The sequence below is a fragment of the Actinospica robiniae DSM 44927 genome, assembly GCF_000504285.1.
GTDB lineage: Bacteria > Actinomycetota > Actinomycetes > Streptomycetales > Catenulisporaceae > Actinospica > Actinospica robiniae.
Genome location: NZ_KI632511.1, coordinates 2,321,891 through 2,347,730, shown reverse-complemented (window position 1 = coordinate 2,347,730; position 25,840 = coordinate 2,321,891). Strand labels below are relative to the sequence as shown.

25 protein-coding genes are annotated in these 25,840 nt (G+C 72.0%); 15 read left to right on the top strand and 10 right to left on the bottom strand.

The features are described 5' to 3' along the window. Nucleotides 1-35 precede the first annotated feature (35 nt). Nucleotides 36-995: an ATP-binding protein gene (locus ACTRO_RS09965; protein WP_034262869.1), complete on the top strand. Its 960-nt coding sequence runs from the start codon at nucleotides 36-38 to the stop codon at nucleotides 993-995. A 48-nt stretch (nucleotides 996-1,043) separates the two neighbouring features. Next, nucleotides 1,044-1,967 carry an LLM class F420-dependent oxidoreductase gene (locus ACTRO_RS09960; protein ID WP_034262868.1) on the top strand — a complete coding sequence of 308 codons (924 nt, stop codon included), beginning with the start codon at nucleotides 1,044-1,046 and terminating at the stop codon, nucleotides 1,965-1,967. A gap of 150 nt (nucleotides 1,968-2,117) precedes the next feature. Here ACTRO_RS09960 and ACTRO_RS09955 read toward each other — a convergent pair whose 3' ends face one another. Then, a complete protein-coding gene (locus ACTRO_RS09955; RefSeq protein WP_034262867.1) occupies nucleotides 2,118-2,540 on the bottom strand; it encodes a DUF6083 domain-containing protein in 423 nt (140 codons plus the stop codon). A 116-nt stretch (nucleotides 2,541-2,656) separates the two neighbouring features. Here ACTRO_RS09955 and ACTRO_RS09950 point away from each other — a divergent pair, with 116 nt between their 5' ends. Next, nucleotides 2,657-3,595: a phosphotransferase family protein gene (locus ACTRO_RS09950; RefSeq protein WP_157436036.1), complete on the top strand. Its 939-nt coding sequence runs from the start codon at nucleotides 2,657-2,659 to the stop codon at nucleotides 3,593-3,595. Nucleotides 3,596-3,616: 21 nt separating this feature from the next. Here the strand turns inward: ACTRO_RS09950 and ACTRO_RS09945 are convergent, their stop codons facing one another. Continuing rightward, nucleotides 3,617-4,030, bottom strand: a complete 414-nt coding sequence (locus ACTRO_RS09945; protein ID WP_034262866.1) for a DUF1398 family protein — start codon at nucleotides 4,028-4,030, stop codon at nucleotides 3,617-3,619. A 135-nt stretch (nucleotides 4,031-4,165) separates the two neighbouring features. Here ACTRO_RS09945 and ACTRO_RS09940 point away from each other — a divergent pair, with 135 nt between their 5' ends. Further along, nucleotides 4,166-4,621: a hypothetical protein gene (locus tag ACTRO_RS09940; protein ID WP_157436034.1), complete on the top strand. Its 456-nt coding sequence runs from the start codon at nucleotides 4,166-4,168 to the stop codon at nucleotides 4,619-4,621. Here ACTRO_RS09940 and ACTRO_RS09935 read toward each other — a convergent pair. The 3 genes from ACTRO_RS09935 to ACTRO_RS09925 form a co-directional block, all read right to left on the bottom strand. Beyond that, nucleotides 4,606-5,310, bottom strand: a complete 705-nt coding sequence (locus ACTRO_RS09935; protein ID WP_084316134.1) for a 2,3-bisphosphoglycerate-dependent phosphoglycerate mutase — start codon at nucleotides 5,308-5,310, stop codon at nucleotides 4,606-4,608. The genes ACTRO_RS09940 and ACTRO_RS09935 overlap by 16 nt on opposite strands. 45 nt (nucleotides 5,311-5,355) lie before the next feature. Then, on the bottom strand, nucleotides 5,356-6,063 hold the full coding sequence (locus ACTRO_RS09930) for a lysoplasmalogenase (RefSeq protein WP_051450595.1): 708 nt from the start codon (nucleotides 6,061-6,063) through the stop codon (nucleotides 5,356-5,358). Between the two features lie 69 nt (nucleotides 6,064-6,132). Continuing rightward, on the bottom strand, nucleotides 6,133-6,726 hold the full coding sequence (locus ACTRO_RS09925) for a TIGR03086 family metal-binding protein (protein ID WP_034262864.1): 594 nt from the start codon (nucleotides 6,724-6,726) through the stop codon (nucleotides 6,133-6,135). Between the two features lie 219 nt (nucleotides 6,727-6,945). Between ACTRO_RS09925 and ACTRO_RS43120 the strand changes: the two genes are divergently transcribed. Then, nucleotides 6,946-7,638, top strand: a complete 693-nt coding sequence (locus ACTRO_RS43120) for a CU044_2847 family protein (protein ID WP_051450594.1) — start codon at nucleotides 6,946-6,948, stop codon at nucleotides 7,636-7,638. Between the two features lie 45 nt (nucleotides 7,639-7,683). On the opposite strand, the gene ACTRO_RS43115 is transcribed toward ACTRO_RS43120, so the two are convergent. Then, nucleotides 7,684-8,580 (bottom strand): DUF1003 domain-containing protein, encoded by an 897-nt coding sequence (locus tag ACTRO_RS43115; RefSeq protein ID WP_051450593.1) that lies wholly within the window; start codon nucleotides 8,578-8,580, stop codon nucleotides 7,684-7,686. Nucleotides 8,581-8,790: 210 nt separating this feature from the next. Between ACTRO_RS43115 and ACTRO_RS09905 the strand changes: the two genes are divergently transcribed. Continuing rightward, entirely contained in the window at nucleotides 8,791-9,582 is a 792-nt protein-coding gene (locus ACTRO_RS09905) for a putative protein N(5)-glutamine methyltransferase (protein ID WP_034274059.1), read from the top strand. A 1-nt stretch (nucleotide 9,583) separates the two neighbouring features. Here ACTRO_RS09905 and ACTRO_RS09900 read toward each other — a convergent pair whose 3' ends face one another. Further along, nucleotides 9,584-10,081, bottom strand: coding sequence for a PaaI family thioesterase (locus tag ACTRO_RS09900; RefSeq protein WP_211244175.1), 498 nt, complete (start codon nucleotides 10,079-10,081; stop codon nucleotides 9,584-9,586). A gap of 92 nt (nucleotides 10,082-10,173) precedes the next feature. Here ACTRO_RS09900 and ACTRO_RS09895 point away from each other — a divergent pair, with 92 nt between their 5' ends. Then, nucleotides 10,174-10,881 carry a TetR/AcrR family transcriptional regulator gene (locus tag ACTRO_RS09895; protein ID WP_034262863.1) on the top strand — a complete coding sequence of 236 codons (708 nt, stop codon included), beginning with the start codon at nucleotides 10,174-10,176 and terminating at the stop codon, nucleotides 10,879-10,881. A 19-nt stretch (nucleotides 10,882-10,900) separates the two neighbouring features. Here ACTRO_RS09895 and ACTRO_RS09890 read toward each other — a convergent pair whose 3' ends face one another. Then, nucleotides 10,901-11,647, bottom strand: coding sequence for a superantigen-like protein SSL4 (locus ACTRO_RS09890; protein WP_034262862.1), 747 nt, complete (start codon nucleotides 11,645-11,647; stop codon nucleotides 10,901-10,903). A 236-nt stretch (nucleotides 11,648-11,883) separates the two neighbouring features. On the opposite strand from ACTRO_RS09890, the gene ACTRO_RS09885 reads away from it, so the two are divergent. From ACTRO_RS09885 to gad, 3 genes are all read left to right on the top strand, one after another. Further along, nucleotides 11,884-13,143 carry a phosphodiester glycosidase family protein gene (locus ACTRO_RS09885; protein WP_034262860.1) on the top strand — a complete coding sequence of 420 codons (1,260 nt, stop codon included), beginning with the start codon at nucleotides 11,884-11,886 and terminating at the stop codon, nucleotides 13,141-13,143. 139 nt (nucleotides 13,144-13,282) lie between these two features. Continuing rightward, complete coding sequence (locus ACTRO_RS09880) at nucleotides 13,283-15,067, top strand: NAD(P)/FAD-dependent oxidoreductase (RefSeq protein ID WP_063627959.1); 1,785 nt, start codon at nucleotides 13,283-13,285, stop codon at nucleotides 15,065-15,067. A gap of 121 nt (nucleotides 15,068-15,188) precedes the next feature. Next, complete coding sequence (gene gad / locus ACTRO_RS09875; RefSeq protein WP_034262859.1) at nucleotides 15,189-16,565, top strand: glutamate decarboxylase; 1,377 nt, start codon at nucleotides 15,189-15,191, stop codon at nucleotides 16,563-16,565. A 22-nt stretch (nucleotides 16,566-16,587) separates the two neighbouring features. Here gad and ACTRO_RS09870 read toward each other — a convergent pair whose 3' ends face one another. Continuing rightward, nucleotides 16,588-17,547 (bottom strand): DUF389 domain-containing protein, encoded by a 960-nt coding sequence (locus ACTRO_RS09870; RefSeq protein ID WP_084316132.1) that lies wholly within the window; start codon nucleotides 17,545-17,547, stop codon nucleotides 16,588-16,590. Nucleotides 17,548-17,621: 74 nt separating this feature from the next. On the opposite strand from ACTRO_RS09870, the gene ACTRO_RS09865 reads away from it, so the two are divergent. From ACTRO_RS09865 to ACTRO_RS43110, 4 genes are all read left to right on the top strand, one after another. Continuing rightward, nucleotides 17,622-20,039 carry an HAD-IC family P-type ATPase gene (locus ACTRO_RS09865; protein ID WP_051450591.1) on the top strand — a complete coding sequence of 806 codons (2,418 nt, stop codon included), beginning with the start codon at nucleotides 17,622-17,624 and terminating at the stop codon, nucleotides 20,037-20,039. Nucleotides 20,040-20,131: 92 nt separating this feature from the next. Continuing rightward, complete coding sequence (locus tag ACTRO_RS09860; RefSeq protein ID WP_169739864.1) at nucleotides 20,132-22,207, top strand: acyltransferase family protein; 2,076 nt, start codon at nucleotides 20,132-20,134, stop codon at nucleotides 22,205-22,207. 140 nt (nucleotides 22,208-22,347) lie between these two features. Beyond that, nucleotides 22,348-23,013 (top strand): class F sortase, encoded by a 666-nt coding sequence (locus ACTRO_RS09855; RefSeq protein ID WP_034262858.1) that lies wholly within the window; start codon nucleotides 22,348-22,350, stop codon nucleotides 23,011-23,013. Between the two features lie 584 nt (nucleotides 23,014-23,597). After that, a complete protein-coding gene (locus tag ACTRO_RS43110; RefSeq protein WP_157436032.1) occupies nucleotides 23,598-24,389 on the top strand; it encodes a sortase domain-containing protein in 792 nt (263 codons plus the stop codon). Nucleotides 24,390-24,395: 6 nt separating this feature from the next. Here the strand turns inward: ACTRO_RS43110 and ACTRO_RS09845 are convergent, their stop codons facing one another. Further along, a complete protein-coding gene (locus tag ACTRO_RS09845) occupies nucleotides 24,396-24,989 on the bottom strand; it encodes a DinB family protein (RefSeq protein ID WP_034274045.1) in 594 nt (197 codons plus the stop codon). 79 nt (nucleotides 24,990-25,068) lie between these two features. Here ACTRO_RS09845 and ACTRO_RS09840 point away from each other — a divergent pair, with 79 nt between their 5' ends. Beyond that, nucleotides 25,069-25,836: a hypothetical protein gene (locus tag ACTRO_RS09840; RefSeq protein ID WP_157436030.1), complete on the top strand. Its 768-nt coding sequence runs from the start codon at nucleotides 25,069-25,071 to the stop codon at nucleotides 25,834-25,836. Nucleotides 25,837-25,840: the final 4 nt, after the last annotated feature.

Here is a 25,840-nt window from a genome sequence, read left to right as displayed (position 1 = left end):
TTCCCGCAATCCCGGCATGATGGAGGTACGGCGCCGTGCGGATCGCGTTCGTGGGCAAGGGCGGCAGCGGCAAGACGACGCTCTCGGCGGTGTTCATCCGAGAGCTCGCTCGGCTCGGCCGCCCGGTGGTGGCCGTCGACGCCGACATCAACCAGCACCTCGGCGCCGCGCTCGGGCTGACCGGCCGGCAGCTCGACGACCTGGCCCCGATGAGCGCGGTGCTGCCGGAGATCAAGGAGTACCTGCGCGGAGACAACCCGCGTATCGCCTCCGCCGAGCAGATGATCAAGACCACGCCGCCCGGATCCGGTTCCCGGCTGATCCGCTTCGCCGAGCGCTCCCCGCTGGACGAGTGGTGTGCGCTGGACCTGCGCGGCGAGCTCTCCGGCGTCCGGCTCATGGTCACCGGGGCCTTCGCCGAGCAGGACCTCGGCGTCTCCTGCTACCACGCCAAGGTCGGCGCCGCAGAGCTCTACCTCAACCACCTCGTCGACGGCCCGGGCGAGTACGTGGTGCTCGACATGACCGCCGGGGCCGACGCGTTCGCCTCCGGCCTGTTCACCCGCTTCGACGTCACCTTCCTGGTGGTCGAACCGACCCGCAAGTCGGTCTCGGTCTACCGTCAGTACGTCGAGTACGCGGCCGAATACGGTATCGCCGTCCGAGTGCTCGGCAACAAGGTCGTGGACGCCGAGGACGAGGCGTTCCTGCGCGCGGAGATCGGCGAGGCGCTGGTCGGCTGGATGGGCGACTCGCGCTACATCAGGGCACTGGACCGCGGCCAGGCCCAGCCCTTCGAGGCCTTCGAGCCGGCCGGGCGGGAGCTGCTCGGCCGGATGCTGGCCGAGGTGGACGCCAGCGTGCGTGACCCGGCCCGGATGACCTCGCTCGCCCACCTCTTCCACGCCAAGAACGCGCTGGCCTGGGCCAACCGCGCGGCCGGCGCCGACGTCACGCTGCAGATCGACCCCGAGTTCGCCGCTCCCGCGCGCTGATACGGCACTTGGCGCGGCACCGGCCCGCCGCGGTGGAAGGATGGGCCCATGGATCTTCGCATTTTCACCGAGCCCCAGCAGGGCGCGGCGTACGAGACGCTGCTGGCGGTCGCCAAGGCCGCCGAGGACCTGGGCTTCGACGGGTTCTTCCGTTCCGACCACTATCTGAAGATGGGTTCGGTCGACGGCCTGCCCGGTCCGACCGACGCCTGGATCACGCTGGCCGGGCTGGCCCGGGAGACGCGGCGGATCCGGCTGGGCACGCTCGTCTCCCCGGTCACCTTCCGGCTCCCGGGCGTGCTGGCCGTCCAGGTCGCACAGGTCGACGCGATGTCCGGCGGCCGGGTGGAGCTCGGCCTGGGCGCGGGCTGGTTCGAGCAGGAGCACACCGCCTACGGCATCCCCTTCCCGGCCGACCGGATGTCGCACCTGGAAGAGCAGCTGAAGATCGTCACCGGCATGTGGTCCACCAAGGTCGGCGAGACCTTCTCCTTCTCCGGCAAGCACTACACGCTCACCGACAGCCCGGCGCTGCCCAAGCCCGCGCAGGGCGGGTCGCTGCCGGTCGTGGTGGGCGGCGGCGGCGCCAAGCGCACCCCGCGGCTGGCCGCCGAGTACGCCGCGGACTTCAACGCCGGCTTCATCGGGGTGGCGGAGACCGCCGAGCGGTTCAAGACCGTGGACGAGGCCTGCCGCGCGGCCGGGCGCGACCCCAAGACCTTGACGCACTCGATCGCCCAGGTCCTGTGCTGCGGCCGCACCGAGGCCGAGGTGGCCCGCCGCGCCGCGGCGATCGGCCGCGAGGTGGACGAGCTGCGGGAGAACGGCCTGACCGGGTCGCCGGCCGAGGTGGTCGAGAAGCTCGGCCGGTTTGCCGAGATCGGCACCGAGCGGGTCTACCTCCAGGTGCTCGACCTCTCCGACCTCGAGCACCTCGAGCTCGTCGCCAGCGAGGTGATGGCGCAGCTCTGACCTCCGCGTGCCGCGGCGGCAGGACGGCGGGTCCGGCCGCGCCGCAGGGCGCGGCCAGGGCCGGCCGGCACCGCGTGCGGGAGCACTGATCAGCGCGCGGATCCGGCGAACGGCGTGCGCGCGGTTATAGGGTCGTACGGCCGTTGGGCCTCAGGGCGACGGCGGCCGGGCAGCCGGCGGTCGCGCGGCCTCGGACCTGGCCCGGCGCCGCACCCGCAGCGCCCGCCACATCTCGAGCAGCTCGGCGTCCTCCGGCGTGGCCTCCTCCGGGCACACGGCCCGGTGCCAGATCCGGCTCCAACCGCCCGGATCGCGCCCCGGCCACAACCGGCCGCGCACGATATGCCTGGCCGCGTCCTCGGGTACCCGCGCGGTCGGGTACTCGCCCGGCACCACCGCGTCGAATCCCGAGCCGAGGGCGAGCGGGAAGACCTCCACCGGCTGTTCGCACAGCGGGCACCGGTCGAGCCCACGCCGGCGGTAGCCGGGGCCCGGGGCCGGCGCCGGCCGGGCGGAGGCGGACGACGGCGCGGCGCCGTCCTCCGGTGGGAATTCCCATAACGTCTCCTGCACAGGTCCACCATAGTCTTCACCCTGTGGACCAGTTCGGTTTAGAGTCATCGGATATCAACGCTCCGCAACCTGCGTCCTGGTCGGCGCCCTGGCAGGACCGGCAATGGTTGACGGACGTGGACGTATGGATCGGCGCTGCCTGCGAAACTCTCGGGCGTGTCCGCCGCGGCCCGGCCCGCCTGCGCGGCCGGATGTGGTCGGTCGTCGCGCGGGTCCCCGTGGCCGGGGGAGACCTCTGGTTCAAGGCCAACCCGCCGCGCTCCGCCTTCGAGCCCGCGCTCGCCGCGGCGCTCCGGAGCTGGTCGCCGAACGACGCGCCGCCCGTGCTCGCGGTCGACACGGAACGCGCTTGGGCGCTCACGGAGGACGTCGGCGAACGCCTCGACGCGCTACTGAAACAGGATCCGGACGTAGGGCACCTGCTGCCCCCGATGCGCAGATATGCGGCACTGCAGCGGGTCCTGAGCGACCGCGTGGACGACCTGCTGGCGCTGGGCCTGCCCGACGCCCGCCCGGGGAACATCCCGGCCCTGTTCGAGAACATCGTCGCCCACGCGCCGAGCGGGATACTCGACCGGGACGTGGTGACTGCGGCGGAGGCGAGGCTGCCGGAGCTCGCGGCATGGGCCGACGAGCTCGAGGCCGTCGGCGTGCGTGCGTCCATCGATCACCAGGACCTGCACCCGGGCAACATCCTCGGCACGGGACCGGACGCGCGCCCGTTCGACTGGGGAGACGCCTGCGTCGCCCACCCCTTCGGCTCACTGTTCATCCCGCTCCGCGCGCTCCCGGGTTTCCTCGGCCAGCCCGTCGACGCCGCCGCGGCCGCGCAGCTGCGTGCGGCGTACCTCGAGGCGTGGCAGGACGACGGCCGGCTGACGCAGCGCCAGCTCGAAGCTGCCGCGAACCTGGCCATGCGTCTGACGATGGTGATGCGCGCCCACACCTGGACGAGGACGTGGCCGTGCTTCCGCGAGAGCCCGGAGCCGTGGCGGAACGTGGAGAAGTGGATCGCGCGGATCGGGATGCGCGACGCGTTGGGGGAGAAGTGGTGAGCTCCGCGGGACGCGGAGGGCTCAGGGAAGCTCGACCGCCGGATAGTTCTCGACGTACTGCGCTCCATCGGCGCCCAGGTACGTGCACGTACGCTCAGCGGTGTCGATGATCCAGCGTACGACGCCCGCCTTCCAGCAGGCCGCGACGAACGCGGGGAACTCCCCGCCCTGCTTGTCGGCCTCGATCGCGGCGACCAGGGCGGGCTGGTCCCACGACGGCACGTCGCTCGGCTCGGTGACGACGGGGGCACCCGAGGGGATCACGGCGCTGCCCGCAGTCGTCGTGAACAGGCTGGTCGCGGTCGGCACGAGGAACTCGTGGCGCAGGACGCCGCCGGCGCGCAGCGCCTCGGCGAGGTAGGGGAAGCCGGCGACCTTCGGGCGGGCCGCGAAACCACGCTGCTGCGCGGCGGCGACCAGTTCGTGAACCGTCATGTGTTCAGGCTCGGCCATTGCACTCGTCGCCGCAACCAGCGAGCCGAGGCGAGGGCCGGACCCGGGTGAGGCGGGAGCCGAGCCGGAGACGGGGAACGTCTTCACGCCATCGTCGTCTTCTGAGATGGTGGGTGCGTGGCTGCTGAGGTGTCGCGTCCGTCGTTGACGTTCCGCAATCCTGCCCGAGTGTATTGGTGGGCGTTTTTCGCCCTCACGGTGATCGCCGACATGGCGGATTCGATTTACGAAGGGTCTGCTCTGAGCGTGGTGCGCGGGCTGTTCCTTCTCGCCGGCCTGGGCATGTTCATCTACCGCGTGAGTCTGGTGAAGCTCGTGGCGACCGACAGGGAACTGGTTATTCGCAATATCTCGAGCACGCGCGCTGTAGCGATGAGCGACGTCAAAGGGCTCGACGTCGGCCGTTCCTCGAGCGGGGCGGGGTGGACGATTCGCCTGGTGACGGCGCACGATTCGATACCGATCGACGCGTTCTCCCACAGCGCCCACACCACTCGCGGCGTACAAGAGCGCTTCGATCGGCGCCGACAGGAGCTGGCCGACTGGCTGGAACGCTCTCAGCAGCCGGTTTGATCGGAAAGCGGCCCGATATCCGGGAGACGCAGGCCGCCGGAGTCGACCTGCTCGAACACGGCCACGGCCCCGTTCGGTGGACGGAGGCTGAGTGCCTGTTCCGGCGTGGTCGCTTCGATGATGATCCGCAAGGCTCTGAGGGTCGTCCCGTGGGTGACGGCGGCGATGTTGCGTCCCGCGGCGACCTGTTCCAGCACCTCGTCGAGCCACGGCCGCACCCGCGCGATCACGTCCTGCAGCGACTCGCCGTCCGGCAGCTCGGCCCCCGCCTCGGGATACCGCTCTCGGTGGGCCACCTGGCGTGGGTCGTCCGGCGCGATCGCCGGCGGTCGGACATCCCAGCCCCAGCGCCACCGATCGACGGCGCCGGGGCCGTGGGCCGCTGTGACGCCCTCGTGGGATACACCCTCCAGGTCGCCGACGTGCCGCTCGTTCAGCCGCCAATGGGAGGTCATGGCGGGAAGCGGAACCCCCAGTTCGGCGAAGGCGAACTCTGCGGTAGCCACCGATCGTCGAAGCCTCGAGGTGTGTATCGCGTGCCAACGCGCCCCGAGCCGTACGAGTGACCGGCCCGCTGCCCGGGCGTCGGCCTCGCCCCGCTCGGTCAACGGCTCGTCAGCCCAGCCGGTGAATCGCCCTTCCCGATTCCATGCGGTCTCGCCGTGCCTGATCAACGCGAGATAGGCCACGCAGCTCCCCTGTCCGTCCGCTGATGCTGGTGGCGAGCGATCGGCCTATTCCGACAGGGGCAGGGCCAGCGAGCCGGTGACTAGCAGGTACTGGCCTACGAGGTAGGTCACCATGACCGCGAAGCCGGTGCCGGTCGGCGTAGACCAGTGCGCCAGGTGCGCGGCGATCATCGAGTCCGAGAGCAGGAACAGCGCGCCGCCGAGGCCGGTGCGTCGGCTCGCGCCGGACGACGTGGTGGCCATGCCCGCGAGCAGGAGGCTGTAGCAGGCCACGGGTATGCGCATCGACGAGTCCAGACCTGACCACAGGCTGCTGATGAGCGCGACCCAGATGACGCCGTAAACCGCCAGCGCGCCGCGCAGACGCCCCGGATTACGCCGCGCGGGCGCGAGGAAGAGCCGTATATAGCAGACGTGCGCGCAGGCGAAGCCGGCCATGCCGACGAGGAAGAGCGTGCCGCTGAACAACAGCATCGTGTCGCCGACGAACGAGCCCACGAGCGCGCCGACCAGCAGCTTCGAGACGCCGCGCGCCCCGGCGCCCACCGCGCCACGCCGGCCGAGCGCATACGCGGCCACGACGCCGGCGAGCAGCAGCGGCATGAGCAGCGGCTTGGTCAGCGCGAAACCGAGGTGCGGCCCGGCCGCCTCGAACAGCAGGTTGAGCCCGCTGACCAGGAAGAAAGCGGGCATCGCGAGGCGAGACCACGGCGCCAGCGGCGTGGACGGGGCGGAGACGGCCGGTGCGGACATGGGCGCGAGTGTAGGGCTGAAGATCAAGCCAGGGCTAGGGGGGAAAGCCGGGTCACGCACCTCCGGCCGTCAGCCGGCTGTCGGCGCGATCCAGTCCGGGTCGCGGCCGGCCAGGCCGAGCAGGCGGGCGAGAGCGTCGGCGTCGCCGCCGACGGGGACCTTGGCGGCGAAGGAGCCGCCGGGCTCGCGGGAGGCGTCCGGGATGACCTGGCCCACCTGGAACGCCAGGTCCGAGAGCTCGGCCGGCGGGTTGTAGGGGGCTTCGATCGAGACGGCGAGGTCCCAGGCGTGCACGACGAAGTCGAAGAAGTGGAAGGAGATCAGCGCGCCGAGCGGGACCGGACGGCCGATCTCCGGCAGCAGCACGCTGGCCGTCTCATCCACTTCGGCGAACGACTTCGTCAGGATCTCCGCGGACTCGCGCAGCGTGGCCGCCGGGTCGGCGCCGAGCGGCGGGCCCTGGACCGGGGCGGCCGACTCCGGGTCCTCGCCGCGGGCCACGGCGGCGAAGCGCAGGTGCTGGCCCACCATGTGGCACAACAGCTCGCGCACCGACCAAGGCGGGCACGGCGTGGGCTGGTCGAGGTGGTCGTCCGGGCGCAGGCGGTCGGCCACCTGCTGGCACAGGTCGAGCGCGGCGCGGTTGTGTGCGCGGAAGTCCATGGGTCGCTCCGTTCCCCTCTGCCGACGGTGACCGGCCCCGGGCCGCCGTCGGTGATGATCCATCAGATGGCCAGCATAGAGTCGCCCACCGACAGAAGGCGCACGAGCGGCGCCCAGTCCGCTGTCGGACCCTTAGGATCGTGCCCGGCCGGCCGGGTACGGTCGGACGATCTCTGGGTTCGAACCGGTATTACGTCTCGGTCGGAAGGGCGGGGGAGCATGGCGCGCAAGGGCACGGCGATGCCGATGAAGCTGCCAAGCGGGCAGGTCGTGTGGATTCGGGTGGAGGACGACGAGGAGCCCGAACTGCCGGCCCCGCCCGCGCCGTGGGACGCTCCGCCGCCGTCATACGAGAGTGCACCATCACCCGGGTCCTCGGTGATGTACATGGACGTACCGATGCCGCCGCCTCCCGCTCCTGGGTCGCCGTACGCTTACGACCGGCCGTATCCGCCGCTGCCCGCTACCGGCGCTCCGCCGCCTCCGCCCGCGCCGTACCAACCGGCCGTCCCGGATCAGTGGACGCCGTCCCCGGCCGGCACTGCCCCCGACATGCCGCCGGGGGCGCCGCCCCGGGGCTGGGCGGGCCTGCTCAGGCACAAGAAGGTCGTGCCGACGCCTGAGGACGCCAGGCCGCTGCAAGGGTTCACCGAGGCCGTTTCCGGTATCGCCGAGTCGGTGCGGGAGGGACTGCGGCATGCGAAGCCGGACACGGTGGAGATCGAGTTCGGGCTCGACATCGACGTCTCGGCCGGCGCGGCGGTGAGTCTGATCGCCGACGCCCGCGCCAAGGCCGCCGTTCGGATCACGCTCGGGTGGGACAACCGCGAGCACGCCGGAGGTCCGCCACGGGTGATCGAGGGATCCAGCGTCGGGACGACGAGCGAGGAGTCCGGCGGCTCGTCAGAATGACGCAGAGGGCTAGGCGGCGAGGCGGAGTGCTCACGCCCGGAGCGCTCAGCCCACCGGCCACTTCGCCGCGGCTTCCTCGGCGGCGGGGCGGCATTGCTCCATATGCGTGACGACGTGACGGATGGCCAGATCCTGCGCCTTGAGGTGGTGCTGCAGGCGTTCGCAGGCCTGCAGCACGGCCTCGGCGTCGACGAACGTCTGCAGCGCCCGCTTGTCCGCCGCGCGGCCTATCACCTGCTGGCCGACCATGATCACGCACATCAGCAGCAGCTGCGCGAGGCTGGAGATGAACAGCAGGAACGGGTACGGATACGGGTCGAACGTGATCACGTGCAGCTGCGCCAGCAGGATCCAGCCGAGCTGGAAGCCGGTCGCGGCGTAGAACGCGGACATGGTGCCGACGCGGTGGGTCACCCAGGCGGCGAGGCGGCCGTTGAGGCCGATGTACTCGTCGTCCATCTTGGCCGGCGCCTCGAGCCGCTCCGCCGCCAGCGTCAGCTCCTTGCGGTCCTCCTCGCTCAGCTCCACGCAGGAGCCGAGGTGCTCGTCCTGGGCGATCAGGTGGTTCTGGATCTCCTCGCAGTCGTGCAGGATCGCCTCGGCGTCCAGGTAGGTCGCCAGCGCCCGCTTGTCCGCGCTGCGGCCGAGCACCTGCTGGCCGAGCAGGATGACGAAGATGAGCAGCAGCTGCACGATGTTGCCGAGGAACAGCAGGAAGGGGTACGGGTAGGGGTCGAATCCGTACAGCGAGCCCGAGCCGAGGATCATCCACACCGAGGTGAAGGCGGCGAAGCCGTAGACCGTCCACATCGACCCGACCCGCCGGGTGACCCACGCGGCGATGCGGCCGTTGACACCCACGTGTTCGTGTGCGGAGTGGACCGGGCCGTGGTGCCGGCGCCGGTGCACGTGCGGGTGCCGGATGACGGTGTAGAGGCTCATGAATGCTGAAGTTACCTTACGTTCACCTCAGGGCCCTGAGCAGGTGGCGGTAGACGTGGCGGACGGGTGATGTACGGTCCGATAGGGTTTCGGTCCGGTTGCCGGGACGCCGGACGGGAACGCGGTCGGAGCGGGCTGCGCAGCGCGGACAGAGGGGTGGCGGAGAGACGGGTGGCGGGTCGAGGCGTGGCGGACGGAGACGTGGTGCGGATGGACGCGGTGGTCACGCGGCTGCGGGCGGCGGGCTGCGTGTTCGCCGAGGAGGAGGCGCAGCTCCTGCTGGCTCAGGCCTCGGACCCGGCCGAACTCGGGAGCATGGTCGACCGCCGGGTCGCGGGGGAGCCGTTGGAGCTCGTCCTCGGCTGGGCCGAGTTCGCCGGGCTGCGGATCGGCGTCGCTCCGGGGGTCTTCGTGCCGCGGCGCCGCACCGAGCACCTCGTGCAGGTGGCTCGCGCGCTGCTCGCGCCCGACGAGGTGGTGGTGGACCTCTGCTGCGGCGCGGGGGCGGTGGGAGCGGCGTTGGCGGACGGGCTGGCCGGCCGGCTCGAACTGCACGCGTCGGATGTGGATCCGGTGGCCACCGATTGCGCGCGTCGCAATCTCGCCGGGCTTATCGCCGAGCGCAAAGCGTTCGTCTATACGGGTGACCTGGATATGCCGCTGCCGGAGCGGCTCGCCGGGCGGGTGAGTGTGCTGACCGCCAACGTGCCCTACGTCCCGACCGCCGAGATCGAGTACCTGCCTTCGGAAGCGCGCGAGTACGAGCCCTTGGTAGCGCTGGACGGCGGCTCCGACGGTCTCGACGTGCTCCGACGCGTCGCGGCGTGTGCTCCGCGCTGGCTGCGGCCGGGCGGCCATGTGCTCATCGAGATCAGCGACCGGCAGGAAGGCGCCGCGGTCGAGGCGTTCCGAGACGCGGGACTGGAGGCCGCGGTGCACGAGTCCGACGAGGATGAGTACCCCACGTACGTGCTCGTCGGCCGGCGAACCGGTTCGGCGTAGGCTACGCCGCCGCTTCGGACTCCGCGGCGGCATCAGACGCAGGGTGGCTGGACGGCGCCGCCATGATCATCAGCGACGAGGTGGCCGTGGCCAGCACCCGCCCCTGCTCGTCGGTCAGCGTGGCCTCGGCGGTGCGGATCTTCCGGCCCCGGTGCACGACCCGGCCCTCGGCCCGCAGTTCGCCGCCGTCGACGGCGCCGGCCCTGATGTAGCGCACGGAGATGTCCAGCGAGGTGTAGACCATGCCGGCCGGCAGCGTCGTGTGCACGGCGCAGCCCATCGCCGAGTCGAGCAGAGTGGCGGCTATCCCGCCGTGCAGCATGCCGAGCGGGTTGGCGAAGTCGCGGCGGGACTTCGCGGTGAACACGATCCGCCCCTCCTCCACCTCCGGGCAGCGGAGGTCGAGCAGTTCCGCGATGCCGCTCGGTTCGAGCGCGCCCTCGCGGTAGAGCTCGAACAGGCGCAGGCCGCTGCGCTGCGCTGCGGGGAACTCGGACACGATCGGCAGCCTTCCGAACGGCGCGCCGCGGCCGCGGCGAGGTTGACGATGTCAAGTTGACAACGGCAACTGAGCGCGCGTCAACTGTGCGCATGGTTCTCGAGACGCCGAGACGCCGACGCACCCGCCCCGGCGAGGGCGGCTTGCTCCGTGAGGAGATCCTGGTCGCGGCGGAGAGCCTGCTGGCCGGCGCGCAGGACGCGTCCGTGCTCACGCTGCGCGCGGTGGCCGCGCGGACGGGCGTGACCACCCCGGCCGTCTACCGCCACTTCGCCGACAAGGACGAGCTCGTCGCCGCGGTCTGCATGCGGGTGTGGGAGCAGCTGGGCCGGGACATGCGGACCGCGATCGACGCGACCGAGGATCCGTTCCAGGGCCTGCGCCGCGGCGCGGGCGCGTTCGTGCGCTTCGGGCTCGAGCACCCGGTGCAATACCGGCTGCTGATGATGGGACGGCCCCGGGACACCGGCGCCCGGCCCGGGCAGGAGGCCGCGAAGGCCTGCCTGCGCCACTTGGCCGAGGCCACCAGGCCGTGCATCGAAGCCGGGGTGCTGCAGGGGGATCCGGAGCGGATCGCGCTGCGGGCGCTGACCTGCCTGCACGGATGTGTGGCGCTGATGATCGCGCACCCGAGCTTCCCGTGGCCCGAGGACCAGGACGCGTTCTGCGACGAGGTGGCCCGCATGTCCGGCCTCGGCAACGCGGCCCTCGGCGAGATGAACGCCGCCGCGCTGCCGGGCGTGCCGACGACCGGCCAGTTCGTGCGGGCTTTCGACGTGTGGAGCAGCCGCCTGAACTAGGCCGTCCGCCGACGGGTCGTCAGTTCTGCGGCTCGTAGACGATGCCTTGCATGGCCGGGCGCGTGCTCGGGCCGAGGTGGACCACGTACCACTCACCGCGCCACGAGATCAGCGAGAAGATGCCGAACGACGCCGTGTGGCCGTTCTCTTCGTAGGTCAGCCGGGTGCCGTAGACGCGGTAGTACGAGCCCTTGTTGTACTCGACGCCGGGCTGGATCCACTCGGCCTGAGCCTTCGGCACCGCCACGCTCACCAGCTTCGCGGTCGCGGCGCCCGCGCCGAGCTGCTGGTGCGCGGCCTTGATGTCCAGGTCGTACCAGGCCATCAGCCGGTTCTGGTAGTCCTGCGCCGGGTCCGCGATGTCCTTGACCTGGAGGTACGCGGAGCGCGGGAAGAAGAAGGGCTTGGCCAGCGCCGGGTTGTCCTGCACGATCGCCCGCCACAGCGCCTGCGTCCCGGCGATGAACTGCGGGTCCTGATCCCCGGGCATCACGTCCGTCTGCGGCAGGACGCCGGGATCGGGCACGCTCGGGGTGGTCGGGCTCGCGGAGACGGTCGTGGGCGGGACGACGACGGCGGAGCCGGGGGCCGATGCGGACGTGTCGACCGGATCGGGAGTGCGTCCGGCGTCGCGGACGCTCACGGCCGGGGGGACGGCCTCGGGGCTCTGGACCGCGGCGCTCGGGGTGTCGACGCCGCAGGCCGCGGCGAGTAGGACCGCCGCGGTGCCCGCCGCGGCCAGGGCCAGATTGGTGGTGCGGGGCATGGTCTGTGTGCCTCCATCGCAGGGCTCGTCGCTCATCCCAGATTCGGGCGCGGCCGTGGGGCCGCCCCGCGGGTACTGTGCGCGCCGCCGCGGCGCTTACGCCGTCTGACGCACCGTCGGATGCCGCGCTTCACCTTTTCGGAGCACGATTTCCCCGCTTTATGTCCAGATTATCCGTAGACTGACTATTCATATGCATATAGGCAGCATTCTCCGGAAACGCCCTAGGACGGCCGATGAACCCGCTTCCCGAGCCCGAAGCCTCCGCCGACGACGCCCACGCCGCCCTCGAACTGAGCGTCGCGCCGCCGCCCGGATCGGACCAGCCGCCGGCCGGGCCCAAGGGTCCGCGCCGCTCGCGTCGGCGCCGGTACCTGTGGCGCGGGCTCCTGGGCGTGTTCGTGCTGCTGTTCGGGTACATCGGGATCACTCTGGTGCCCTACCTCACCGCGCCGGGCACCGACCCGCTCAACGCCCGGGTGGCCGAGTGGGCCCGCGACCACGACATGAGCATGATCGTGACCTGGCTCGAGAACGAGAGCTACACGCCGCCGGCCACCGGCGGCACGCTCGACCCCTCCGAGCTGGCCCAGCTCAAGGCCCGCGGCGATGCCGCCAAGGGCGACGACGCGGCCGGCCGGGCCCGGCTCAAGCTCGCTCCGGGCGACCGGCCCGTCGACATCGTCCCGTTCGCGGCCGGCACGATCCCGGGGGAGGGCGTGTTCTCCCCGACCGTGGTCGGCCCGCTGGGCAACCCGATCGTGGAGTCGGCCGCGCTGCGCCCGGACGCCGACCACACCGCCGACCTCGCCTACGTCGCCTGGCTCAACCAGAAGGCGCTGCGCTTCACCCTGAACCCGGGCTACCAGCAGCCCGGCGGCGCCTGGGACGAGCCGGACTACCTCTCCTCGGACGTGCTCCCGCGGCTCGTGGCCACCTGGAACGGCGGGTTCAAGGTGGATCCGGACGACGCGATGGGCGGCTTCTACGAGGGCGGGCGCGAGGCGGTCCCGCTGGTGGACGGCAAGGCTGCGGAGGTGTTCTACCGCGACGGCTCGCTCAAGATCGGCCAGTGGGGGCGCGACGAGACGATGAGTCCGGACGTGTTCGCGGTGCGGGAGAACCTCAACCTGCTCGTCGACCAGGGCGAGCTGAAGGTCGGCCCGATGGACGGATCCGGCGCGGACTGGGGCTACACGATCAAGGGCTGGTACTACATCGCCCGCTCGGGCGTGGGCATGACCGCCAACGGAGACATCGTCTACGTCGGCGGCAACCAGCTGTCCGTCTACACCCTGGCCAAGCTGCTTAAGGCGGCCGGCGCCGTCTACGGCATGGAGCTGGACATCAACCCGGACTGGACCTCGTTCATGACCTACAACGGGCTGCAGGACGGGCAGCACCCGGCGGCCCAGAAGCTGTGGGACTTCAACCCGCCCGCCGACCGCTACTTCTCGCCCTCGGACCGGGACTTCGTGACCGTGCACGCCCGCTGAGCGCCCGCCGCCCGGCGTAATCCGAGCGTCATCAGCGCGCGCATATCCCGTGGTTTTCCTACTCTGAGACTGCTCCCAGTCTCGGTCGGCCGAGTAAGGCTCGGCCCCTGCGCAGTCCCCCTGTACGAGAGGCGGTCCCATGAGCGAGGTCGGCAGTCGGTTGAACGAGCGCGCCTGCGCGGTCTTGGTCGTCGACTCCGACCCGGTCCAGCGCGAGGAGACGGTCGAGGGTCTGCGCCGCCACTTCGGCCCGGCCGCGCGGGTGCACGGCGCGAACGGGCTGCGGGAGGCGGCCGAGGTGCTCGCGCACCTGAGCGTCACCGGCGCGGCCATGGCCCTCGCGGTCAGCGCGCACCGGCTGGTCGACGGCACCGGGATCGAGCTGTTCAGCCACGTCCGCGGCTCGGCGCCGACGGCCAAGCGGCTGCTGCTGACCACGATGGACCAGGCGGACGCGGCGATCCAGGCGATCAACCAGGCGCAGACCGACCGGTACGCGGTGCTGCCCGCCTATCCGCTGGAGGAGCGGATCCTGCCGATCGTGGACGACCTGCTCGGCGAGTGGTTCGCCGAGCACGCGGCCGCGCAGATCGGGGTGACCGTGCTCGGGCACCGCTTCGCCGCGATCTCCTACACGGTCAAGGACTACCTCACCCGCAGCCTCGTCCCGTTCACCTGGATGGATCTCGGCGAGGACCCGGAGGCGCAGGCGCTGGCCCGGGATCTGAACCTGCCCACCCCGGCGCCGACGACAGTGCTGCTCGACGACGGGCGCTGCCTGTTCGATCCCTCCATCGCCGAACTCGCCAAGACCCTGGGCCTGACCCAGGAGGCCACCCGGCAGTCCTACGACCTGATCATCGTGGGCGGCGGGCCGGCCGGCCTGGCCGCGGCCGTCTACGGGGCCTGCGAGGGCATGAGCGTGGTCGTGATCGAGGACGACTGCCCGGGCGGCCAGGCCGGGGTCAGCCCCCGGATCGAGAACTACCTCGGCTTCCCGGCCGGCCTGTCCGGCGCCGACTTCGCCCATCGCGCGCTGGCCCAGGCCAGGCGGCTCGGCGTGGAGTGGTGCGCGGCGAAGGTGGCCACCGGCCTGATGCCCGGCGGTGACGCGCACCTGGTCACCCTGGACGACGGCAAGTCGCTGGTCGGGCGCACGGTGCTGATCGCCACCGGCATGACCTGGCGGGCCCTGGACGCCCCGGGCGTGGAGGAACTGCACAACGCAGGGGTCTACTACGGCTCCTCGGAGGCGGAGGCCAAGCAGGCCGCCGGCGAGGACGTGGTCGTGGCCGGCTCCGGCAACCCGGCCGGCCAGGCGGCGCTCCAGTTCGCCGCATACGCGCGGTCGGTGACGCTGGTGGTGCGCGAGGAGTCGCTGCGCGGCGGCGGGATGTCGGACCGGCTGGCCGAGCAGATCGAGCACAACGGGAAGATCAGCGTCCGGACCGGCGTCGAGGTCGGCGAGGTGCGCGGCTACGGCCGGCTGGAGAAGGTGGTTCTGCTCGAGGTCGCCGGCGGCGGCACCGAGACGATCCCGGCGAACAGCATGCACATCATGGTCGGCACGGTGCCCTGCTCGGAATGGGTGCGCGGCGTGCTGGCAGTGGACGAGTTCGGCTTCATCCTCACCGACGCCGAGGTCTCCCGGCGCCCGGAGATGCTCCCTGAGCCGTGGCTGCTCGAGCGCGGGCCGCACCTGTCCGAGACCTCGGTGCCCGGCGTGTTCGCGGCCGGCGACGTGCGCGCCGGATCGGTCAAGCGGGTCGGCGCGGCAGTCGGGCAGGGCGCCGTCGCCGTCGCGGCCGTCGCCCACTACCTGCGCGAGCTCGACGACGCGCAACAGGCGGCGATCGAGGGCGTCGGCACGGTGCCCGAGGCGCTGGAGGCGCCGCCGCGCGAACTCGAGGCGCCGCAGGAGTGAGCGGGCCACCCTTCGTCGGCTGATCAGACCACTGATGTCGGAAGGGTCGCGCCGGTAGCTCGTTCGGCGTAATCGCGGCGCTGGCCGGTTCGCCGGCGCCGCCGCCGGACATCGCTTGATCATGACGGTACACACCACACACGCGCAGGTGGACCGCGCGCTGGCACCCTCGCCGCTGTACGCCGGCTCGCTCGTCTCCGAGATCCCGCGCGCGCACCTCGGCGAGCGCGGGATGAGCGCCGAACTCGCGGCCTCCATCGTGGCCGACGAACTGCTGCTCGACGGCCACGCCCGGCTCAACCTGGCCACCTTCTGCGCCACCGTCGGCGAGTCGTCCATCGACGCGCTCGCGGCCGGCGCGGCGCGGGTCAACATCACCAACCAGGACGAGTACCCGGCCTCGGTCGAGATCGAGCGGCGGCTGTGCGCCATCGTCGCGAACCTGTGGCACGCCCCCGCGGACTACGCGTCCGTGCCCACCACCGGCAGCTCGGAGGCGATCCAGCTCGCCGTGCTCGCAGCCCGGCAACGCTTCCGGGAGCGCGGCGGCACCGGCGTCCCGAACCTCGTCTACTCGGCCGCCGCGCACCCCTGCTGGGACAAGGCCTGCCGCTACTTCGACGTAGAGCCGCGCCGGCTGCCGATCCCGGCGACCCCGGGCGCCCCGCCGCTCGACCCGGCCGCCGCGCGCTCCGCGATCGACGAGAACACCATCGCCGTCGCGGCCACCCTCGGCTACCCCTCGACCGGCCTGTTCGACGACATCCACGCGCTCGCCAACATGCTCGACCGGGTCCAGCGCGACACCGGCATCGACGTCGGCCTGCACGTGGACGCCGCCTCGGGCGGTTTCACCGTGCCGTTCAGCCACCCGGACCTGCTCTGGGACTTCGCCCTCGAACGGGTGCACTCGATCAACGCGTCCGGCCACAAGTACGCCGGCGCGCCGCTCGGCCTCGGTTTCGTCGCCTGGCGGCACGACGACCTGCTGCCGGATCACCTCTGCTTCGACGTGAACCTGCTCGGCGGGCAGCCGGTGAAGTCCTTCTCGCTCACCTTCTCCCGCCCGGCCGCGCCGATCATCGCCGCGTACACGACGATGCTCCGGCTCGGCCGTGAGGGCTACACCGGGCTCGTCGACCACGAGCGCGAGGTCGCCGCGATGGTCGCGGAGGCGGTGAGCCGCTACGGCTTCACGCTCTGGGGCGACGGCACCCAGCTGCCGCTGGTGGCCTTCAGCATCCCGTCCGACTCGCCGCGCAGCTGGGGCCTGGAGCACCTGTCCGCGAAGCTGCGCGAGAAGGGCTGGCAGCTGCCGGTCTACGCCTTGCCGGCCGCAGCCGACGACGTCCTCGTCGCGCGGGTGACGTGCCGGGCCGGGCTATCGGCCGACCTCGCCTACCGGCTCGTCGCGGACATGGACGCCGCCGTCATGGCCCTCGATCTGCACGACGGCGGCCACCCCGTCGCCCCGATCGAAGGCTTCCACCAGGCCTGACGACCCCTCGCCTGATCCGACGTCAGCTGCGCGGCACTGCCTTGCCGGCGGCTGCGCGCCGATCCCAGAGGGTCTTCAGACGCAGCGTCAGGAGGACCAGCGAACCGGCCAGCACGATGCCCGCGAGGTTGATCCCGAGCTGCTGGATCGCGCCACGCCCGGCCGCGTAGAAGCCGTCGTCCACGTTGAGGGCGACGGCCGCCGCGGCCGGGATCGTGGTCACCGAGATGACCACGCCCACCAGCGCGGTCACCTGCGAGGTGGTGAACGAGAGCGCCATCGCCGCGCCGCCGAGCCAGGAGACGACGAAGGAGAAGGCGTCCGGCCGCCAGATGAACCCGGTGTTCGGGTGCGGCTTGTTCAGCGTGCCCGGCTCGAACAGGTCCGCGGCCCGCATGATCCAGCCGAACACCGCTGTGAGCGCGATCCCCACGGCGAAGCCGATCAGCAGCGTCGCCAGCGCCCGCCCGGCCAGCCGCCACCGGCGCATCGGCAGGGCCACCGCCAGCGCGCTGAGCGGGGCGTAGTCCGGGCCGAGCACCATCGACCCGACGATCAGGATCGGGTTGTCCAGCTCGATCCCGCAGGCCGCGACCATCATCGCGATCGCCATGAAGGCCAGATAGGCCCGGCTGTTCTCGGCGGCGACGGTGGCCGTGCGCACGAGATCGTCCCAGACCACCGCGTCCGCCGCGCCGGAGCCGACGAACCGTTCGGCCTGCTCGGCCCAGGGCGACATGACCGCCTCGACCGGCGCCACGAGCACCGCCCCGCGCTCGGCGAGGCCCAGCGTGCGCAGGTGCGCGAGCAGGTCGTCGGCCCGCTGGCGGACCAGGTCGCAGCTGATCACGTCCTCGGCCGGGCCGAGCGCCACGCCGTCCTGCCGGGCGAGGTGCACCGCGCCGCCGGACGCGCCGAAGGCCTCGAGCACCTCGCCGGTCAGCTCCGGCGGGCACAGCACGCGGACGTGGAGCAGGGGCACGGCCTCCAGTGTGGCCTCGTCCGTTCGGCCCGTCCGGCAGGCACGCCGCGTCCGGGCCCGCCTACCGTGGTCGCGTGGACGGCGTGCTCGAGGACCTCGCTCCGGACGGTCTGACCAGCGCCCAGGTCGCCGAGCGGGTCGCGTCCGGCCGGACCAACCGCCTCCCGCCCGCCTCCAGCCGCTCGCTCGCGGCGATCGTCCGGGCCAACGTGCTGACCTGGTTCAACGGCCTGATCTTCACCCTGTTCGTGATCATGCTGGTGGTCGGGCCGTTCCAGGACGCGCTGTTCGGCTTCGTCATCGTCTTCAACGCCCTGATCGGCATCGTGCAGGAGTGGCGGGCCAAACGCACCCTCGACTCGCTGGCCATCGTCGGCGAGGCGCGGCCGCGGGTGCTGCGCGACGGCGCCGTGCGGCAGCTGACCGCGGCGGAGATCGTGCTCGACGACGTGATCCTGCTCGGACCGGGGGAGAAGATCCCGGTCGACGGCGAGGTGCTCGACGCCGCCGCGCTCGAGGTGGACGAGTCGCTGTTGACCGGCGAGGCCGATCCGGTGCGCAAGACGGACGGCGACGAGGCGCTCTCCGGCTCGTTCGTGGTCGCCGGGCGCGGATCGATCCGCGCGAGGAAGGTCGGCGCCGACGCGCACGCGGCGCGGCTGGCGGCCGAGGCCCAGCAGTTCACGCTGGTGCGTTCCGAGCTGCGCGACGGAGTCGCCCACATCATCAGGTTCCTGACCTACCTGCTGGTGCCGGCCGGGATCCTGCAGATCATCGTGCAGACGTCCCTCGCCGGCGGTTTCCGCTCCGGACTCAGCCGTACGGTGGCCGGGATCGTGCCGATGGTGCCCGAGGGCCTGGTGCTGCTCACGTCCGTAGCCTTCGCCGTCGGGGTGGTGCGGTTGGGCCGGCGCAACTGTCTGGTGCAGGAGCTTCCCGCGATCGAGGGGCTGGCCCGGGTGGACACCGTCTGCCTGGACAAGACCGGCACGCTCACCGAAGGCGGCATGCGGTTGAGCGGGATCGAGACGCTCGCCGAGGATCCGACGGAGGAACAGGTCCGCGCCGCGCTCGGGGCGCTCGGCGCCCTGGAGGATCACCCGAACGCGACGATGGCCGCTGTCATCGAGGGCTGCCCGGCGCCGCAGCCGGTGTGGCGGCCCGAAGGCGTGGCGGCGTTCTCCTCCGCCCGCAAGTGGAGTGGCGCGAGCTTCGCCGACGACCGCGGTACTTGGCTGATCGGCGCCCCCGACATCCTCGGCGCGGGCACGGCCGCAGCGGACCGCGCGCAGGAGCGGGGCGCAGGCGGCCTACGCGTGCTGCTGCTGGCGAGATCGGCGGTCGAGCTCTCCGACGACGCCGAGTTCAGCACCGCGCAGATGCATCCGGAGCCGGCCGCGCTCGTGCTGCTCGAACAGCGCATCCGCTCCGACGCCGCGCCCACGCTCGAGTACTTCGCGCAGCAGGACGTCCATCTGAAGGTGATCTCCGGGGACAACGCGGTCTCCGTCGGCGCGGTCGCCGCGTCGCTCGGCCTGCCCGGCGCCGAGGACCCGCTCGACGCCCGAGAGCTGCCGACGGCTTCCGAGGACGACGTGCCGACGCCCGAGACCGTCGACGCCACCTTCGCCGAAGAGGTGACCGGCCACTCCGTCTTCGGCCGGGTGACGCCGCGCCAGAAGCAGCAGATGGTGGTGGCGCTGCAGAGCCGCGGCCACATCGTGGCGATGACCGGCGACGGCGTGAACGACGTGCTCGCGCTGAAGAACGCGGACATCGGCATCGCGATGGGTTCCGGCTCCGGGGCGGCGCGCGCGGTCGCCCAGATCGTGCTGCTCGACGAACGCTTCGCCACGCTGCCCTCGGTGGTGGCGGAGGGGCGGCGGGTGGTGGGCAACATCGAGCGGGTCTCGAACCTCTTCCTGGTCAAGTCCTTCGAGTCGTTCCTGCTCGTGGTGCTCACCGGCATCCTGCGGCTGCCCTACCCGTTCCTGCCGCGCCACTCCACGCTCGTGAGCACGCTGACGATCGGCACGCCCTCGTTCTTCCTCGCGCTCGCCCCCAGCCTGAGCCGGGCCCGGCCCGGCTTCGTCCGCAGGGTGCTGCGCTTCGCCGTGCCGGCCGGGCTGATCACCGGCGCCGCCGCGTTCGTGTCCTACTACCTGGCCCGCCTCCCGCCCGGGGCGACGCTGCCGACCGAGCAGACCGCCGCGATGATCACACTGTTCACGGCCAGCCTGTACGTGCTGATCCTGGTCGCCCGGCCGTTCGTGTGGTGGAAGGCGGTGCTGGTGGCGACGATGGTGGGACTGTTCGTGCTGGTCTCGGTGTTCCCGGCCGGACGCCGGTTCTTCCAGCTCGAATACGGCGGCTGGCAGCAGGTGCTGACCTCGCTGGCGGTGGCCGCCTGCGCGGCCGTGGCGCTGGAACTGCTCTATCGCTGGGTGCGCCACCGCGGCGCCCAGACCCCACCCCTCACCCGAACGGGCTAATGCGCGGCGCGCTGCGCTCTCCCGGATACGCCCGCAGATGGCCCTAGCGTCGAAGAGCACCGGACAGGGATGGGGTAAGACTTCTGATGGGCGTGCGCTCGCCTTCCTCGCGACGGCCTTCCACCGCTGCGGAGCCGGATGCGGAACCGGAGCTCTCCGCGGCACCGCGGTCTTCGGCCGCTTCGGAGCACTCCGGCGTACCGCAGCCTGCTGACGGGCCGCCGTCGCCCGCCGAGGCGGAGCCCTCGGTCGAGCCGGAGCCTGCTGCTGGGCCGGGGGTCCCGGCCGCCGGGCCTCGGGTCGCGGCGCTCGACGGGCTGCGCGGCCTGGCCGTCGCGCTGGTCGTGGTCTTCCACGTCTTCCCGAACACCCTGCCCGGCGGCTTCCTCGGCGTCGACGTGTTCTTCGTCCTGAGCGGGTTCCTGATCACCGGTCTGCTCGTGCCCCGACTGCGATCCGCGCCGGCGCGCCCGGTCCTGCGCCGATTCTGGCTCGGCCGGGCGCGCCGGCTCGCCCCGGAGCTCATCGCCGTCCTGGTCGCGGTGTGCGTCGTCGCGGGCTACGCCACCCCCGGGTTCGGCGCCGGACTGCGCGCGCAGGTCGCGGCCGCCTCGGTCTCGGGGATGAACTGGCTCCTGATCGGGCACGGCCAGGACTACTTCGCCGCATTCGCCGCGGCAGCCGGGCATCCTCCGGCGCTGCAGCACCTGTGGTCGCTCGCGGTCGAGGAGCAGTTCTACCTGCTCTGGCCGTTTTTGCTGCGCCTCGTCCTGCGCACGCCGTTCCCGGCGCTGCTGACGGCGGCCGGGTCCGGCGCGTCGTTCGCCCTGATGGCGGCGCAGTCCGACGCGGGGACCACCGACTACTACAGCACGCTGACGCACTGCGGCGGTCTGCTGCTCGGCGCGGCCGTCGCGCTGCGGCTGCCGCTCGACCGGATCCGCGCGCTCGATCCGAGGAGCGCGCCGGAGAAGCTGCGCGTGGTCGGGCGGTTCGGGCTCGGCGGCCTGGTCATCCTGCTGCTGCTGGCCGCCTGCCTCAACGGCGAGACCAGCGCGCCGGAACGCGGCGGGATCGTCCTGGCGAGCTTCGCGGCGCTGGCCGTGCTGCTCGCGGCCGCCTGTGAGACGGACGTCGCGCGGATACTGCGCTGGCGGCCGATCGTGCACCTCGGCGCCCGTTCCTACGGCGTCTACCTCTGGCACTGGCCGCTGATCGTGCTGCTCGGCACGCCCGGAACGGCGGACGGCGCGAGCGCGGCGACTGGCCGGGCCGCCGCAGAGCTCGTGCTCCCGCTGGTGCTCGCCTCGCTCAGCCACCGCGTCTTCGCGGCGCCGGCCCGCCGCTTCGATCCGCGCGCCGCGTGGCGACGGTTGCGGGGCAGGACAACGACGGCGGCCGCGTGGAAGGTCCGGACAGCGACCGGTCTCGCGGCCGCGGCGCTGGTCCCGGCGATCATCGGCCTCGCCGACGCGCCGCGCATCGACCCGCAGCAGTCGGCGATGCAGGCACAGATCTCGGCGGGCAGCGCCGTCGCCGCCGCGAGTGTCACGGGCACCGGCGCGTCGGCAGCGCCTTCGGCCGGCGCAACGCCGGGACCGTCGGCGAGCGCATCGGCCGGTGGCGAGCCGCAGCCGCGCGACCCGGCCGCGAGCGGGGGGCTCCCGGCTGCCGGGCCGCCGGATCCCGTACTGGGCGAGGAGACCACCGCCGTCGGCGACTCCGTGCTGCTCGCGAGCGCCGAGGCGTTGACCGCGCGCATGCCCGGCATCGTGATCGACGCGAAGGTCGGCCGGCAGATCTACGAGGCGACCGACGTGCTGGAGGACCTTGCCGCGAGCGGCCGGTTACGCCACTTCGTCGTCCTCGCGCTGGGTACGAACGGCGACACCACCGAGCAGACGCTGGACGAGATCAAGCGGATCATCGGGCCCGGGCGGGTCCTCGTCCTGATCACGGTGCACGTCCCCCGGTCGTGGCAGGGCACGGTGAACGACCTCTACGTCAACTACGTCGTCTCGCACCGGGACAGCCTGCTGGTCGACTGGAACGCCACGATCTCGCAGCATCCGGCACTGCTCTGGACGGATGACACCCACCCGCGCCCGTCCGGGGCCCAGGTCTACGCGAACCTGCTGGCCGACGACCTCGCCCGCGCGGCGGACTGACGGCGGCTCAGCCTCGGGCGCGCCGCCCTGAGTCCGCGCCACCCGTTTGCGCTATCACCTGAATGCCGCCAAACGGCGCAATAGTCATACTCGGGCGGGTATCAAGGCCGCGGACGTTCGAACCCTCCCGGGAGTTTGCCTTGACCGAGAAGACCGCGAAGAAGCGGAGTCCGCTCACCCGTCTGCTCGGCTGGGCCGCCCTCGGAGTCGTCGCGTTCGGCACCGTCAAGATCGTGCACTCGCAGCAGGCTCCGTCCGGCCCGCCCAGCCCCGCCGCCGCGGCCTACCTGCCGCCGGTCCCGCCGGCCGGCTCCATCTTCGCCGACCCGCTCAGCTTCTCCGCCCCCGTGCACATCGCCGTCCCGGCCGTGGGCATTGACGCCGATCTGCTCAAGGTCGGCCTCGGCGCCGACGGCGCCATCGGCGTGCCGCCGCTGGACCAGGCGCAGAAGGCCGCGTGGTACGACAAGGGCCCGGCCCCCGGCCAGTCCGGGCCCGCCGTCATCGACGCCCACGTGGACTCGAGCAAGATGAAGGACTACCGGGGTGCCTTCTACAACCTCGGCCAAGTGCTGCCCGGCGAACAGATCAACGTCACCCGCGCGGACCACACCGTGGCCGTGTTCACCGTGGACTCGGTGCAGCAGGCGCCCAAGGACGAGTTCCCCACCAGCCGTGTCTACGGCTCCGTCTCGTACGCCGCGCTGCGCCTGGTCACCTGTGGCGGCGACTTCGACTCGACCAAGCACAGCTACGTCGACAACACCATCGTCTACGCCCACATGAGTGAGACGAACGGCCGCTGAGCTTGTAAGAACAATGCTGCGCGAGAGTGATCGTGGCCCGGCGAACGGGTGGACGGCCGGGATGAGGAGATCATTACCCGAAAGCTGAGGTAGCAACCGAAGTGACGTACCGGCTGGGCCGGCGCACGGCACGGAGGTGGCGAACCATAAAGGGCACGAACACGCAGGAGCCGCGGCGGAGCCCCGGCTCGGATCCGGCGCGGCGAGCGGTGACGGCCACGTACCCGCAGCCGCCCCGGCAGCGCCCGATGCCGCGCGACGGTGCGCCGCGCCCGGCGATGGCCCGGGTACCCTCGCCGGCGCGTGCGGCGTCGGCGAGCAGCGCGGGCGCTCGACGTGCGCAGCCGGTCGGACGTGGCGGGCCCGCGGTGCCGGTGAGGCGTCCTGCCATGCCGGCTAAGCGAACCGTGCCGCCGGTGAAGCGGCCCGCGGCGCCAGCCAAGCGTCCCTCGGCGCCGGTGAAGCGAACCGCACCGCCGGCCAAGCGGCCTCCGAGCCCTGCGGCAAGGCGTGGCACGCCCGTGACGGCCGCCGGATCCGGATCCGCGCGACGCCCGGGCTATCCCGCACGGGACAGCCGCGGCGTGCGGCGCGTACCCCCCGGTGCGCGACGCCCCTACCCCCCGCGTGGCCGCAACCGCCGTAACCGGCCCAACCCGCGCCGGACGGGCGGACTGCTGCTCGCCGTCGGCACCATTCTGGCGCTCTTCGGGCTCTCCGCCGTCGATCAGCAGACGCCTTCGGCCGGCCACCTCGGCGCCGACCACGTCGCGGTCGCCGCGCACGACGCGCCGGTCCTCCTCCACCTGCCCGTCGACGTGCCGCAGGGGCACGCCGCCGACGAGTTCGCCGTCGCGCCGGACGAGCTCTCCGGACCGAAGCCTGCCGCTCCGTTGAGCTTCTCCGTGCCCGTGCACATCACCGTGCCGCAGGTCGGCCTCAACGCGGATGTCACCCCGGTCGGCCTGGTGGGCGTCGGCCACGCCGCGTCGAGCGCGGTGCCGCTCAAGGGCCCGCAGCTCGCTTCCTGGTACGACCTGAGCCCGGCGCCGGGACAGCTCGGCGTCTCCGTGTTCGGCGCGCATGTCAAGGGGCGGACGTCGGCCGTCGTGCGGCCGGGGGACACGGTCACGGTGACGCGGGCCGACCACAGTGTCGCGATCTTCACCGTCGACAAGACCGAGCTCGTTCCGGCCTGGCGGATGCGTTCCGCCTCCCAGCAGGTCACCGACGCGACGCCCTATCCCGCCCTGAACCTGGAGACCTGCACGGGGCCGGCCGACAGCTGGCGGCACGGATGCCGCGACCACACCATCGTCCACGCCCACCTCACAGCTCACCGGGCACAGGCCACCCATTCGGTCCACAAGCGCTGAGTGCGTTCACTCCGCTGACGCGCGGTCAGAAGAGGCCCGGGCGGCCTGTTCGATCTTCGTGCGTCGGGCCTCCCAGAAGGCCTCGTCGCGTCGAGGCCCTTTGAGCTCGGACGCTTGGCCGGTGACGCCGTCGAGCTGCTCGCGCAGGATGTCGGCGTGGCCGGCGTGCCGGTTGGTCTCGGTGAGCATGTGAACCAGGATGTTGAACAGCTTGACCTCGGGGCGCGGCCACCACGGGACGTGCCCCGGCGCGTCGATCGGCAGGGCGGCGACCGTCGCGTCCGAGTGCTGCCATACCCTTCGGTAGAGCCCGACGATCTCCTCCCGGCTCTCGTCCGCGGCGGCGTACATCGTGCGCTCGGCCACGGCCTCCTCGTCCCAGCGCGGCAGCGGTTCCGGGAACGGACGGGCGAAAACCTCGCCGAAGTACCAGGACTCGGAGACGGCCAGGTGCTTGATCAAGCCGAGCAGGTTCGTCCCGGTGGGGGTCAATGGCCGGCGGGAATCGTACTCGCTGAGCCCCTCGACCTTCCAGACCATCGCCTCACGCACCCAGCGCAGGTCGTCGAGCAGGTGTTCCTTCGCAAAGGCCTCATCCATCACGTCCGGGAGCCTGCCAGACGCGCCGGACGGGATCCACTCCCACGTCGCGGCCGACCCGAGGCGGCAGACTGGGGAGGTGATGATCTCGTTGCTCGTGCCATCGCCGGTGCCGCACGCGGTGCGCGCGGCGGTGACGGCGGTCGAGATCGAGGTGCACACCAACGACAGCGCGAGCCTCGGCGTGCAGTTCGCCATACTGTGCAGCTTCGTCGGCACGTTCATGCTCACCCGCATCGTGGTGCGGCTGATCCGCTCCGGCCGGGGGCCGTTCGGGAACGTGAAGGTGGGCGCGGTGCACGTGCACCACCTCGTGCCCGGGATCATCATCATGCTGGTGACCGCGCCGCTGCAGTTCATCATCGCGCCGCATGGGACGGTACGTACCGTGTTGGCCTGCATCTTCGCCGCCGGCGCGGCGCTCACCCTGGACGAGTTCGCCCTCTGGCTGCACCTGACCGACGTGTACTGGGAGGACCAGGGGCGCAAGTCCGTCGACGCGGTCGTCCTCGTGGCCGGCTTCGGCACGCTCGCCACCGTCGTGTCCGACCCCTTCGCCCGGGACGAGGGCGAGAGCCTGTGGCTCTACTTCCTCTATCTGTTCGTCACGCTCGCGTTCGTCGTGATCGGCCTGTTCAAGGGGCGGCTGTTCATGGGGCCGGCCGGCGTGCTGCTGTTCCCGCTCGCGGTGGTGGCGGCGCTGCGCCTGGCCAAGCCCGGCTCGCCCTGGTTCGGCCGCTTCTACAGCGAGGGATCGAAGAAGCAGCTCAGGTCGCTGGGCCGCGCCTCCAAGCAAGGGCTGGAGTCGCGGCTCAAACAGCTCGTCAGCGGCATGCCGCACCCCTGACGAG